Annotated in this window: 9 protein-coding genes; 5 read left to right on the forward strand and 4 right to left on the reverse strand. The window is 61.3% G+C overall.

The genetic code is table 11. From position 1 onward, the window contains the following. Positions 1 to 93 precede the first annotated feature (93 nt). From BHU62_RS00990 to lrp, 4 genes are all read right to left on the reverse strand, one after another. A complete protein-coding gene (locus BHU62_RS00990; RefSeq protein ID WP_171971282.1) occupies positions 94 to 1,380 on the reverse strand; it encodes a replication-associated recombination protein A in 1,287 nt (428 codons plus the stop codon). Positions 1,381 to 1,447: 67 nt separating this feature from the next. Then, positions 1,448 to 2,059, reverse strand: coding sequence for an outer membrane lipoprotein chaperone LolA (lolA, locus tag BHU62_RS00995; RefSeq protein ID WP_019454555.1), 612 nt, complete (start codon positions 2,057 to 2,059; stop codon positions 1,448 to 1,450). A gap of 198 nt (positions 2,060 to 2,257) precedes the next feature. After that, the gene (locus BHU62_RS01000; RefSeq protein WP_073528728.1) at positions 2,258 to 5,902 is read right to left on the reverse strand and encodes a DNA translocase FtsK 4TM domain-containing protein; all 3,645 of its coding nucleotides are present in this window, start codon (positions 5,900 to 5,902) and stop codon (positions 2,258 to 2,260) included. Between the two features lie 120 nt (positions 5,903 to 6,022). Continuing rightward, complete coding sequence (gene lrp / locus BHU62_RS01005; protein WP_004928318.1) at positions 6,023 to 6,517, reverse strand: leucine-responsive transcriptional regulator Lrp; 495 nt, start codon at positions 6,515 to 6,517, stop codon at positions 6,023 to 6,025. Between the two features lie 654 nt (positions 6,518 to 7,171). Here lrp and trxB point away from each other — a divergent pair. The 5 genes from trxB (at position 7,172) to infA (ending at position 12,971) form a co-directional block, all read left to right on the forward strand. Further along, the gene (gene trxB / locus BHU62_RS01010) at positions 7,172 to 8,143 is read left to right on the forward strand and encodes a thioredoxin-disulfide reductase (protein WP_073528729.1); all 972 of its coding nucleotides are present in this window, start codon (positions 7,172 to 7,174) and stop codon (positions 8,141 to 8,143) included. Between the two features lie 240 nt (positions 8,144 to 8,383). Further along, complete coding sequence (cydD, locus tag BHU62_RS01015; RefSeq protein WP_073528730.1) at positions 8,384 to 10,150, forward strand: heme ABC transporter permease/ATP-binding protein CydD; 1,767 nt, start codon at positions 8,384 to 8,386, stop codon at positions 10,148 to 10,150. A 2-nt stretch (positions 10,151 to 10,152) separates the two neighbouring features. Further along, complete coding sequence (gene cydC / locus BHU62_RS01020; RefSeq protein WP_073528731.1) at positions 10,153 to 11,892, forward strand: heme ABC transporter ATP-binding protein/permease CydC; 1,740 nt, start codon at positions 10,153 to 10,155, stop codon at positions 11,890 to 11,892. Positions 11,893 to 11,921: 29 nt separating this feature from the next. Beyond that, positions 11,922 to 12,647 (forward strand): leucyl/phenylalanyl-tRNA--protein transferase, encoded by a 726-nt coding sequence (aat, locus tag BHU62_RS01025; RefSeq protein ID WP_073528732.1) that lies wholly within the window; start codon positions 11,922 to 11,924, stop codon positions 12,645 to 12,647. A 105-nt stretch (positions 12,648 to 12,752) separates the two neighbouring features. Beyond that, entirely contained in the window at positions 12,753 to 12,971 is a 219-nt protein-coding gene (gene infA, locus BHU62_RS01030) for a translation initiation factor IF-1 (protein WP_002211347.1), read from the forward strand. Positions 12,972 to 13,017: the final 46 nt, after the last annotated feature.

Consider the following 13,017-nt stretch of genomic DNA (forward strand, 5'->3'; position numbering starts at 1 on the left):
TTGTTATTGAAAGAAGTGTTGTTGTTCTATGCGGCTGATTTATAGCCGCATAAAAGAAGAGTGATACCCGCTAACCTTACCGCAACGGCCACGCTAGCGGTAGCGTTTTGTCGGGCTATTTTGATCCTGCTCAGCCAGCCATGCCAACTTTTCGCCGATTTTCCCTTCCAGCCCGCGCGAAGTCGGTTGATAGTAGCGCGTATTGGCCATTTCGGGCGGGAAATAGTTCTCGCCGGCGGCGTAAGCGTTGGCTTCGTCGTGGGCGTAACGGTATTCCGCCCCCAGTCCCATCTCCTTCATCAGCTTGGTCGGCGCGTTGCGCAGGTGCTCCGGCACGTCATAGTCGGCCTGCTCTTTGGCATCGCGCATCGCGGCCTTGAACGCGGTGTAGACCGCATTGCTCTTCGGCGCGCAGGCCAGGTAGACGATCGCCTGGGCGATGGCGCGCTCACCCTCCGCCGGCCCCACGCGGGTAAAACAATCCCAGGCGGCGATCGCCACCTGCATGCCGCGCGGATCGGCGTTGCCCACGTCTTCAGAGGCGATCGCCAATAGACGGCGCGCCACATAGAGCGGATCGCCGCCGGCGGTAATGATGCGTGCATACCAGTACAGCGCGGCGTCCGGCGCCGAGCCGCGCACCGATTTATGCAGCGCGGAAATCAGATCGTAATAACGGTCGCCTTTATTGTCGAAACGCGCACTGCGCTCGCCAGACACCTCTTTCAGCAGCTCAGGCGTCAGCACCCGCACGCCTTTAGCGTCGATCTCCGCCATGTCCACCATCATTTCCAGGCTGTTCAGCGCCCGGCGAGCGTCGCCACCCACCAGCTCCGACAGCAGGCGGCGCGTTTCCGCCGGCAGCGCGATATTCTGGCCACCAAAGCCGCGCGACTTGTCGCTCATCGCCTGATCCAACACCTGGCCGATATCTTCGGCGGTCAGCGCCTTCAACAGATAGACGCGGGCGCGGGACAACAGCGCCGAGTTCAGCTCGAACGACGGGTTTTCGGTGGTGGCGCCGATAAAGGTGATAGTGCCGTCTTCGATGTGCGGCAAGAAGGCGTCCTGCTGGCTCTTATTGAAGCGGTGCACTTCGTCAACGAACAGGATGGTGCGGCGGCCGGCGTCGCGATTTTGCCGCGCCCGCTCGATCGCCTCGCGGATCTCTTTGATACCGGAAGTCACGGCGGAAATCCGTTCGACATCCGCCTGACCGTAACGGCCGATCAGCTCTGCCAGCGTCGTTTTCCCGGTGCCCGGCGGCCCCCATAAAATCATCGAGTGCAGTTGCCCGGCCTCAATGGCGCGCGGCAGCGGCTTGCCGGCGGCCAGCAGGTGCTGCTGGCCGATATACTGCGCCAGCGTGGTCGGCCGCATGCGCGCGGCCAACGGCTGGAACTCGTTTTGGGAAAAATCGAGCGACAGATTATTACTCACTTGCACCTCACTGGCGCTGGTCGTCCAGCGTCACCCCCTTCGGCGGGGTAAATTTGAATTTGGCCGGATCGGCGGCAACGTTCTGCTGGCTTTTCAGCGTGTAGGAACTGCGCTGGCCGTCCTGCTCCACCGCAGCGAAGCTGCGGATGGTGCCGCTGTTGGTCACGCTGATAGCGAACTGCTTCAGGTTGCCGCTGGCGGATTTCGGCGTCAGCTCGAAATCATCGCCCTTTTGCTTCACGTTGTACTGTTTCCAGTCGCTGGCATTATTGCGGGTGATCAGCATAAACGGCGTATTGCCGGTGGCGTTCTTCAGCCAGGTCGCCGTCACCTGCTCGACGAACGGGTTGTAGAACCACAGGGTCTGGCCATCGGAAACCAGCACGCTCTCATCGGGCGACGTCATGTGCCAGTTGAACAGGTTCGGCCGCTTCACCCACAGCTCGCCTTCACCCTGCTGCACCGCGGCGCCGTCGGCGCTGGTCACGGTTTGCGAGAAGCTGGCGTGGAAACTGTTCACCTTCGCCAGGCGACTTTGCAGATCCTGTGCGGCGTCGGCCAGCACGGAGGTAGAAGCGAATCCCGAAAGCAGACAGCAGGCAACTAACAGTTTTTTCATTATTCCAGATACCTTATGAAATGCGTTAACCGCAAGGCGACGCCGTGCGGGACAAATCAACCCTTTACCCCATTACTTTACCCGAAGCCGGCGAACGGCCGGTAGGCTAATGTTCCGAGAAGAAACGGGTTTACGCTTCTTTGCACAAGGGCCGCTTAAGCGGCCCTTTATTATTGAATTGCAATGGCTAAATGGCCATCAATCGTGCCGCGGTGGCGCCAGCACCTCACGGTTGCCGTTGTGCCCCTGCTCGCTGACGATGCCCTGCGCTTCCATCTGCTCGATGATGCGCGCAGCGCGGTTATAGCCGATACGGAACTGGCGCTGTACGCCGGAGATGGAAGCGCGGCGTTTATCCACCACGAAATCCACCGCCTGGTCAAATAGCGGATCCAGCTCTTCATCGCCGTCCATCCCGCCGCCGGCACCGCCCTCGCCGTCTTCGCCGCCGCTGAGAATGCCCTCTTTATATTGGGGCCGCTCGCGCGCTTTCCAATCCTTGACCACCGCGTGCACTTCCTGATCGCGCACGAATGCGCCATGTACGCGCACCGGGATCGAAGAGTTCGGCGCCAGATAGAGCATGTCACCCATACCCAGCAAGGATTCGGCACCGCCCTGATCGAGGATAGTGCGCGAGTCTATCTTGCTCGACACGGTAAAGGCGATACGCGTCGGGATATTGGCCTTAATCAGGCCGGTGATCACGTCCACCGACGGGCGCTGGGTCGCCAGCACCAGGTGGATACCCGCCGCACGCGCTTTCTGCGCCAGGCGAGCGATCAGCTCTTCGACCTTCTTGCCCACCGTCATGATCAGGTCGGCGAATTCGTCGACCATCACCACGATGTACGGCTCTTTCTCCAATACCGGCGGCGTGATGTCCATGCTGTCGGTCGGTTTCCAGAACGGATCCGGAATCGGACGCCCCATCGCTTCGGCCTGATCGACGCGCTCGTTGTAGCCGGCCAGGTTACGCACGCCCAGGGCGGACATCAGCTTGTAGCGGCGTTCCATCTCGCCCACGCACCAGCGCAGCGCGTTAGCGGCGTCTTTCATGTCGGTGACCACGTCGGTCAACAGGTGCGGGATGCCTTCGTAAACCGACAGCTCCAGCATTTTCGGGTCGATCATGATAAAGCGCACTTCTTTCGGCGTGGCTTTATACAGGATGCTCAGGATCATGGCGTTGACCCCGACCGACTTACCGGAACCGGTGGTGCCGGCAACCAGCAAGTGCGGCATTTTGCCCAGATCGGCCACCACCGGTTCGCCGGAGATGTCTTTACCCAATACTATGGACAGCGGCGACGGGTTATCGCGGAACGCCGGGCAATCCAGCACTTCGCGCAGATACACCGTTTGACGCTTGGTGTTTGGCAACTCCAGGCCGACATAAGGCTTGCCGGGGATCACCTCCACCACGCGCACCGCTGAAGTCGACAGCGAACGTGCCAGATCGCGCGACAAGTTGGAAATGCGCGCCGCTTTAACGCCCGGCGCCAGATCCAGTTCAAAGCGAGTGATGACCGGCCCAGGCAGAATGTCCACCACGTCGGCTTTCACGCGGTAATCAGCCAGGCTGGCCTCCACCAGACGCGCCTTCTGCTCCAGCGCAAAGGAATCGACCGGCTCCACCTCTTTCGGCGCTTCGGTCAGCAGATCCAACGTCGGCAACGGCGTGGTCGGCTTTTGCAGCGGCAGATCGTTGCGCATCAGGAACGGGTGGATCAAGCTGTCCATCGCCGGGTGCTGCTCGGCCTGAGGTTGCTGAGGCTGTTGCTGTACCTGTTGCGCTGGCTGCTGATATTGCTGCTGCGACGGCTGTTGATACTTCTGCGGCTGCTGATACGGTTGCTGCTGCGGCTGTTGGTATTGTTGAGGTTGCTGAGGCTGGGCAACCGGTGCCACAGGCTCAAACTGGCCAAACGGCACATCGTCCTCTTGCTCGCTTTGCTGTTCAATACGCTCTTCAAGCTGCGGCGACAGCGTGAACATCGGCTCGCTCGGGCCCTCGTCCACCAGATCCGTCATCGGTGAGAAGCTGAACGCATTGCGGGTATCGACAGGGTTGGCGGCCGGCACTTGCGGGGCAGGCTCTGGCTGACCGTAGCGCGCCTGTTGCTGCTCGGCGAATGCCTGACGCAGCGCGGCCTCTTGCCGCGCCTCTTCGTCGTCCTGCTGATAGCCTTCGCCATAGCGTTGGCTCTGCTGTTCGGCGAACGCCTTGCGCAGTTCAGCTTCCTGCAGGGCGCTCTCGTCATCTTGATCCGGCGTGTATTGCTCCGGCTCGTAGCTTTCGCCATAACGCTGGCTTTGCTGCTCGGCGAACGCCTGACGCAACGCGGCCTCCTGCAAGGCCTCTTCTTCTTGCGGGTTCACTGCCGTCGGCGGCAGAGACTCTGCCTCAGCCTGACGCTGCTCCTGTTCGGCCGCACGCTGCGAAGGCAGCTTGATGCCGTAGGAAGCCAGCTCGCGACGGGTCGGGATACGCACCGGGTTCGGCCGCGGCAACTCCGGGCCGATACCCTGCTTAACCTGCGGGTTAGCGTCGCTGGTGGCCGTGAAGGCCGGCATAAAGGTCGCCGCTGCGGCGCCCGCAGCAGTAGCGGCTGCCGCGTCCAGCTGCGGCTTGGCGCCGCCGTTGGCGCTGAAACCACCTGAGCCGCTGACGTCGACGCTGTCGCGCTGCGCGGCAGTAAAATCAAAGGGAGAACGCGCCGGCGGCTGCGACGCAGCCGGCTCTTGCCAATTGCCCAGACGCGGCTCATCGTCATCCTGATAAGGATCGACAGGACGCGTCGCCTTCGGTGCCGGCGTTTCTTCCGGAATTTCGAAGGAGTACAGCGGCGGCGTGGCGTCTTGCACCGGTGCACTCACCGGCTGTTGGCTGACCGTGGCCGGCGCTGCCGGCGCAGGCGTCACCGCCTGTACGGCCACCGGGGCGGCGACAGGTTCATGTACTACGGCCGCAACGGCAGGTGCAGCAGGTGCCGCCTCAGGCTCATCATCATCGGCGCGCAGGCCGCTGAGCAACGGATCGACAGCGTCTTCCGCCGTCGCTTTGGCGCTTTCGGCGACCGAAGGCGCGGAGAACAGCACGTCGTCATCGGCAACCGCAGCACCGGCGGCGGTCGCGGCAACCGCTGCGGCGGCCCCCTTCCCTGCCTGCTCCGGTTCGTCGTCAACGTACCGCTCGTCATCCTCGAAATAGCGCTCTTCGCGACGCGAACGGTTGGTCATCACCGTTGCGACGCCCAGCACCGCCCCGCCGATTTTCTCGGCGATCACCAGCCAGGACCAGCCGGTAAACAGCGTCAGCCCCGCCGCCCACACGCACAGCAACGCCAGCGTGGCGCCGATGCCGTTGAACCACGGCAGCATGGCGTTGCTCAGCAGGCTGCCGATCACGCCGCCGGAGGCGAAGTAATAGAGATCGTCAACGTTCAGCGCCGCCAGCCCACAGGACGTGAGCACCAACGCCAGCGAGCCGATCAGGCGCAGGGAGAGTGCGAAATAGTCGATGTAGTCACTGCCGCCGCGTTGGCGATAGGCCGCCCAGCACAGGAGCAGCATGATCGGCGGTATCGCGTAGGCGAGTACCCCGAAGGTGAAGAACAGCGTGTCGGCCAACCAGGCCCCAACACCGCCGCCCAAATTGTGAATCGGCTCATGCCACGCGGTCTGCGACCAGCTTGGGTCAGACGGATTGAAGCTGACCAGCGCAGCCATGAGGTAAACGGCAAAAATCGCTACCACGATCAACACAGCCTCCAGCAAACGCCGGCCACTGCTGAGTCTTTTCAGGGTAACTTCTTTATCTTCTGTATATTCCTGGCTCAAGAAAGGCTCTCCAGGTTCCTGTTAGCTGACATAGCAACAGCGCCGAGAAGCTTCCCCGGCGCCGAAACTGTATGAATAAACAGGAGTGTAACCAATTTAATCAGGTTTTGCACCTGCACCTTACCGTGTTTTGATAACCAGACGGTTACTCTGTTTCACTTCTTCCATCACTACGTAGGTACGGGTGTCGTTAACCCCCGGCAAACGCAGCAAGGTTTCGCCCAGCAGTTTGCGGTAAGCCGACATGTCCGGTACGCGGGTTTTCAACAGGTAGTCGAAATCACCGGAAACCAGATGACACTCCTGAATCTCTTCAAGCTTCTGCACAGCCGAGTTGAATTGCTCAAACACATCCGGCGCGCCGCGGTTCAGCGTGATCTCCACGAAAACCAGCAGGGACGCATCCAGATAATGCGGGTTGAGCAATGCGGTATAGCCATGAATGAAACCCTGGCGCTCGAGACGGCGCACGCGTTCTAAACATGGTGTCGGGGATAACCCCACGCGCTTCGAAAGCTCGACGTTCGAAATACGCCCATCCTTCTGCAGCTCATTCAGGATGTTGCGGTCGATACGGTCAAGATCTTTACCCGGGCGTTTCTTGTTGTCTGCCATTATTATTGTCTCTCTTATTTTCTTCCGTGCACTTGCCACACCCTAGCCAACGTCAATGTGTAAGGGTTCGTTCCAAGCGAAGACCCGATGCCTGTCATATGCTTCTTCACTACCATCATTCCACGCCGCGCAGCCTGTCTGTCCAACCCCGCGCAACGCCGGCAATGACGTTAAGGTCGAGAAAAAATCAGCAAACGCTTGCGCGTCTTGTTCCGCACACCCGCCGCACATTGCCGCCGCACGGCGCAAATACGTACGATTTGCTGGTGTTACGGGGATAATTTCTTCTTCCTATGATGTTTTCGCAAATGCGCAGCGGATTGTCAAAGTAAAAGAAGCAAAATCAGAACAACGTACCGTCACGAAAAGTCTGCATCCTATTTTTAGTTATGAATCGCTGGCAGACAGAGCCCGGCAGGGAGCCGCCGAAACCGCATAAGACGCCGTTTTTGCGCATTTGGTGATTCTGCCGCCACACGCGTCTTTGATAAGCTAAATTTCTGCGTTCCGCGTACAATTTGCCGACAGCAGTCGCATTAATAGGCGACAACTATCATACAAATCGTTAACAACATCGCCCGACGCTTTTTTTACTGCGCCATTTTCCCTACAATCGGCTTCATTGTCCGCCATTGTGGAATAAAGAGGTTATTCATGGGCACGGCTAAACATAGCAAACTACTGATTCTGGGTTCCGGCCCGGCCGGTTACACTGCCGCCGTCTACGCGGCGCGCGCCAACCTGAGCCCGGTGCTGATTACCGGCATGGAACAAGGCGGCCAGCTGACCACCACCACCGAAGTGGAAAACTGGCCGGGCGACGCCGAAGGCCTGACCGGCCCGGCGCTGATGGAACGCATGCGCGAGCACGCGGAGAAGTTCCAGACTGAAATCGTCTTCGACCATATCAACCGCGTCGATCTGCAGCAGCGTCCGTTCCGCCTGTTCGGCGACAGCGGCGAATACAGCTGCGACGCGCTGATCATCGCGACCGGTGCCTCCGCCCGCTATCTTGGCCTGCCTTCCGAAGACGCGTTCAAAGGCAAAGGCGTTTCCGCCTGCGCGACCTGCGACGGTTTCTTCTACCGCAACCAGAAAGTCGCGGTCGTTGGCGGCGGCAACACCGCCGTTGAAGAAGCGCTGTATCTGTCCAACATCGCCGCCGAGGTTCACCTGATCCACCGCCGCGACAGCTTCCGTTCAGAGAAAATCCTGATCGACCGGCTGATGGAGAAAGTGAAAAGCGGCAACATCGTACTGCATACCGACCATACGCTGGACGAAGTGCTGGGCGATGAAATGGGCGTGACCGGCGTGCGTATCCGCAGCACCAAAGCGGAAAACGAAACCCGTGAACTGGAACTGGCCGGCGTATTCATCGCCATCGGCCACAGCCCGAACACCGGCATCTTCGGCGGCCAATTGGAGCTGGAAAACGGCTACATCAAGGTGCAGTCCGGCATTCACGGCAATGCGACCCAAACCACTATCCCCGGTGTGTTCGCCGCAGGCGACGTGATGGATCACATTTACCGCCAGGCGATTACCTCCGCCGGCACCGGCTGCATGGCGGCGCTGGACGCTGAGCGCTACCTGGACGGCATTGCCGGCGCAGAAGTCTGCTAAGACTTTAACGTTATCAGCAAAAAGCGGCTCTCGGGCCGCTTTTTTTGTCCCTTCCTTCCGCACTCTCCCCCTCACGTCTGTTATAGCCACATTTGGCTGCTTTATTATTTTCAGTCTGCCGGGTGACGAGGTAACATGAGCCCTCGCTTGTTTGTCGCCGATTGCGCCAAACACTATTATTTAACAGTACGTTAACCCAGTCCGTAACAAACGGGCGCCGGCGACGCAGACGCATATCTGATGAAAAAAACCAGACAGCAACAGTTAACCCGTTGGCTTAAAACCCAGAGTTCGTTAGCGCAGCGTTGGCTGCGCCTTTCCATGCTGTTGGGGTTATTCAGCGGCCTGCTGATCGTGGCGCAGGCCTGGCTGCTGGCCAGCCTGCTGCACGCCCTGATTATCGAGCATACCCCGCGCGAACAGCTGATCCCTTCGTTCATCTGGCTGGCCGCCGCGTTCGCGCTGCGGGCGCTGTTGAGCTGGCTGCGGGAACGCGTCGGTTTCCTGTGCGGCCAGGTGATCCGCCAGCGTATGCGCCAACAGGTGCTGGATAAGCTCCAGCAGCTCGGCCCGGCCTGGATCCAGGGCAAACCGGCGGGCAGTTGGGCCAGTATCATCGTCGAGCAGATCGAGGATATGCAGGACTATTACTCGCGCTACCTGCCGCAGATGTATCTGGCGGTCTTCATCCCGCTGCTGATCCTGATCGCCGTCTTCCCAATCAACTGGGCCGCCGGCATCATTCTGCTGGCGACCGCGCCGCTGATCCCGCTGTTTATGGCGCTGGTCGGTATGGGGGCTGCCGACGCCAACCGCCGCAACTTCGTGGCGCTGGCGAGATTGAGCGGCAACTTCCTCGACCGCCTGCGCGGCCTGGACACCCTGCGGCTGTTCGATCGCGCGCAGGCCGAAACCGCGCAGATCGCCAAATCTTCCGAAGATTTCCGCAGCCGCACCATGGAAGTGCTGCGTCTGGCCTTCCTCTCTTCCGGCGTGCTGGAGTTCTTCGCCTCTATCTCCATCGCCGTGGTGGCGGTGTACTTCGGCTTTTCTTACCTCGGCGAACTCAACTTCGGCAGCTACGGCCTCGGCGTGACGCTGTTTTCCGGTTTTCTGGTGTTGATTCTGGCGCCGGAGTTTTTCCAACCGCTGCGCGATCTCGGCACCTTCTATCATGCCAAAGCACAGGCGATCGGCGCGGCGGAAGCGCTGGAAACCTTCCTCAGCGCCGAAGGCGAGCAGATGGGCAACGGCACGCGGCAGCTGCCCGCCGATCAACCGCTGACGCTGCAGGCGAACGAGTTGGAAATCCTGTCGCCGAACGGCGTGCTGCTGGCCGGGCCGCTGAGTTTTACCCTGCAACCGCAACAGCGCGTGGCGCTGGTCGGGCTGAGCGGCGCCGGTAAAAGCTCGCTGCTCAACCTGCTGCTCGGCTTCCTGCCCTATCGCGGGTCACTGACCGTCAACGGCATCGAGCTACGCGAACTGTCCGCCGAAACCTGGCGCCAACAGCTGAGCTGGGTCGGGCAGAACCCGCACCTGCCGGCGCAAACCTTGCGCACCAATATCCTGCTGGGCTGCCCGCAGGCCAGTGAAGCGCAGCTGCAGCAGGCGGTGGAACACGCCTACGTCAGCGAACTGCGGCCCTATCTGCCGCAGGGGCTCGACACCGAAGTGGGCGACAACGCCGCCCGCCTGTCAGTCGGCCAGGCACAGCGCGTGGCGGTCGCCCGGGCGCTGATCGGCCCGCGCCGCCTGCTGCTGCTGGATGAACCGGCCGCCAGCCTTGACGCCCACAGCGAACAACGGGTGATGCAGGCGCTGAGCGCCGCTTCGCATCAGCAAACCACCCTGCTGGTGACGCACCAGTTGGAAGACACCGAAGACTACGACCAGATTTGGGTGATGGACAACGGGCGCATCGTGCAACAGGGCGACTACGCCACCCTCAGCGCTCAGCCAGGCCTGTTCGCCACGCTGATCGCCCATCGCCGCGGGGAGCTTTAATCATGCGCGTTTTACTGCCGTTTCTGGCGTTGTATCGCCGCCATAGCCTGCTGATTAGCCTGGGCATCCTTTTGGCGATCGTCACCCTACTGGCCAGCATCGGCCTGCTGGCGCTGTCCGGCTGGTTCCTGGCCGCCTCTTCGCTGGCCGGATTGGCGGGCCTGCTGACCTTCAACTACATGCTGCCGGCCGCCGGCGTGCGCGGCGCGGCGATCTTCCGCACCGCCGGGCGCTACGCCGAGCGCGTGGTCAGCCACGACGCCACCTTCCGTGTGCTGTCGCATCTGCGGGTGTTCACCTTCAGCAAGATCCTGCCGCTGACGCCGGGCGGCATCGCCCGTTTCCGCCAGGCCGACCTGCTCAACCGCCTGGTGGCGGACGTGGACACGCTGGATCACCTGTATCTGCGGGTGATCTCGCCGCTGATCAGCGCGGCGGTGGTGATCCTGGTGGTCACCTACGGCCTGAGTTGGCTGGATCCCGCGCTCGCCCTGACGCTGGGCGGCATTCTGCTACTGTTGCTGCTGCTGGTGCCGCCGGTGTTTTATCGCGCCGGCAAACCGATCGGCGGCCAGCTCACCGCCCTGCGTGGCCAATACCGCACCGACCTGACCGCCTGGCTGCAGGGGCAGGCGGAGCTGGTGGTGTTCGGCGCCGTCAACGACTTCCGCCATACGCTGAACGCCACCGAACAACTGTGGCAACGCCGCCAGTGGCAGCAGGCCTCGCTGAGCGGCAAGGCGCAGGCGTTGATGATCCTCGCCAGCGGATTGACGGTGACGCTGCTGCTGTGGCTGACCGCCGCCGGCATCGGCGGCGATACCCAGCCCGGCGCGCTGATCGCACTGTTTGTCTTCGCCGCGCTGGCGTCGTTCGAAGCGCTGATGCCGGTCGCCGGTGCCTTCCAGCACCTCGGGCAGGTGCTCGCCTCGGCCACGCGCGTTAAACAGATCATCGATCGCCAGCCGGAAGTCACCTTCCCGGCCGCCGGCCCCGCCGCCGCCGATCGGGCTCAGCTTAGCCTGCAGCAGCTGAGTTTCACCTACCCCGATCAGCCGCAGCCGGTGCTGCGCGACGTCACCCTTGAGATCGCGGCCGGTGAACACATCGCCTTGCTCGGCCGTACCGGCTGCGGCAAGTCCACCCTGCTGCAGCTGTTGACCCGCGCCTGGCGTACCGACGGCGGCAAAATTCTGCTCAACGGCGAACCGCTGGAGGATTATGATGAAACCACATTGCGTCGGATGACCACGGTCGTCAGCCAGCGGGTGCATATCTTCAGCGATACGCTGCGGGAAAACCTGCGGCTGGCCGCGCCGGATGCCGACGACGCTCGCCTGATCGAGGTGTTGCAGCAGGTAGGGCTGAGCAAACTGCTGGACAGCGACGGCGGACTGAACGCCTGGCTGGGAGAAGGCGGCCGGCAGCTGTCCGGCGGTGAACAGCGCCGCCTGGGCATCGCCCGCGCGCTGCTGCACCCTGCCCCGCTGTTGCTGCTCGACGAGCCGACCGAAGGGCTGGACGCCGAGACCGAACAGCAGATCCTGGCGCTGCTGCGCCGGCATTGTCAGGGCAAAACGCTGATCCTGGTGACGCACCGTTTGTACGGTCTGGAGCATCTCGACCGTATTTGTGTGATGGATGGCGGCCAGATTGTCGAACAGGGCGATCATGCGACCCTGATGCGACAGCAGGGCCGCTATGCCCGCTTTCGCAACCGTATCAGCAACCTGGCGCCGTAATCGGCCCGTAGAGGACGCAGAGACCCTGTATGCGCATCGTTAAGCTTTCTCCGCAGTCATTGGCGTTTCCCTCGCCTGAGGGCGCCCTGCGCGATCCCAACGGCCTGTTGGCTATCGGCGGCGACCTCACGGCGCCGCGGCTGCTGGCGGCCTACGAGCGCGGCATCTTCCCCTGGTATTCGCCGGGGGAAGCGATTCTGTGGTGGTCGCCCGATCCGCGTGCGGTGTTGTTTCCGACCGAGTTTCATCTGAACCGCAGCCTGAAGCGCTTTCTGCGCCACGATCCGTTTCGCATCACGCTCAATCACGACTTCGCCGCGGTGATCGCCGCCTGCGCCCACCGCCCGGATGAAGGCACCTGGATCGGCCCGGAGGTACAGCGCGCCTATTTGCATCTGCACCGTCTCGGCTACGCGCACTCAATAGAGGTATGGCAGGATGATCAACTGGTCGGCGGCATGTATGGCGTGGCGCAGGGGGCGTTGTTCTGCGGTGAATCGATGTTCAGCCGCGTCACCAATGCCTCCAAATGCGCATTGATGGCGTTTTGCCGTCATTTTGCCGCTTATGGCGGGGAATTGATTGACTGCCAGGTGCTGAACGCTCACACTGCCCGCCTTGGTGCGCGCGAAATTCCGCGCCGTCAATTTTTGCAGCAGCTCAGCACCCTTCAACGGCGGCCCCTGGCGCCGGCGTGCTGGGAGCCGCAAGTCATATCCCCACAGCCGGTTGAACCACCCTCCCCAGCAAACTAATTGGTGGAAACGGTGCAATGTTCACCGACACATCTTTACATAATGGGGGTTTTTCGGCATTATCTTGCCGGTTAAAAACTAAGGTAGTTAGACCTAGAGGATTCGATGGCCAAAGAAGACAATATTGAAATGCAGGGCACCGTTCTTGATACGCTGCCGAACACCATGTTCCGCGTTGAATTGGAAAACGGGCACGTGGTAACCGCACACATCTCCGGTAAAATGCGTAAAAACTATATCCGCATCCTGACGGGCGACAAAGTCACTGTAGAGCTGACCCCGTACGACCTGAGCAAAGGCCGCATTGTCTTCCGTAGCCGTTAATCGGCTCACCGCGCGCCACACGCTGGCGGCATCGAGGATGTAATCC

The organism is Serratia marcescens, from assembly GCF_001902635.1.
In the GTDB taxonomy this organism is placed as follows: domain Bacteria; phylum Pseudomonadota; class Gammaproteobacteria; order Enterobacterales; family Enterobacteriaceae; genus Serratia; species Serratia marcescens_F.

Coding starts and splice junctions, on each gene's coding strand:
- BHU62_RS00990 (WP_171971282.1), bottom strand. CDS start 1,380: ATGCGGCCGACCACGCTGGCGCAGTATATCGGCCAGCAGCACCTGCTG.
- trxB (WP_073528729.1), top strand. CDS start 7,172: ATGGGCACGGCTAAACATAGCAAACTACTGATTCTGGGTTCCGGCCCG.
- lrp (WP_004928318.1), bottom strand. CDS start 6,517: ATGGCAGACAACAAGAAACGCCCGGGTAAAGATCTTGACCGTATCGAC.
- cydC (WP_073528731.1), top strand. CDS start 10,153: ATGCGCGTTTTACTGCCGTTTCTGGCGTTGTATCGCCGCCATAGCCTG.
- infA (WP_002211347.1), top strand. CDS start 12,753: ATGGCCAAAGAAGACAATATTGAAATGCAGGGCACCGTTCTTGATACG.
- aat (WP_073528732.1), top strand. CDS start 11,922: ATGCGCATCGTTAAGCTTTCTCCGCAGTCATTGGCGTTTCCCTCGCCT.
- cydD (WP_073528730.1), top strand. CDS start 8,384: ATGAAAAAAACCAGACAGCAACAGTTAACCCGTTGGCTTAAAACCCAG.
- lolA (WP_019454555.1), bottom strand. CDS start 2,059: ATGAAAAAACTGTTAGTTGCCTGCTGTCTGCTTTCGGGATTCGCTTCT.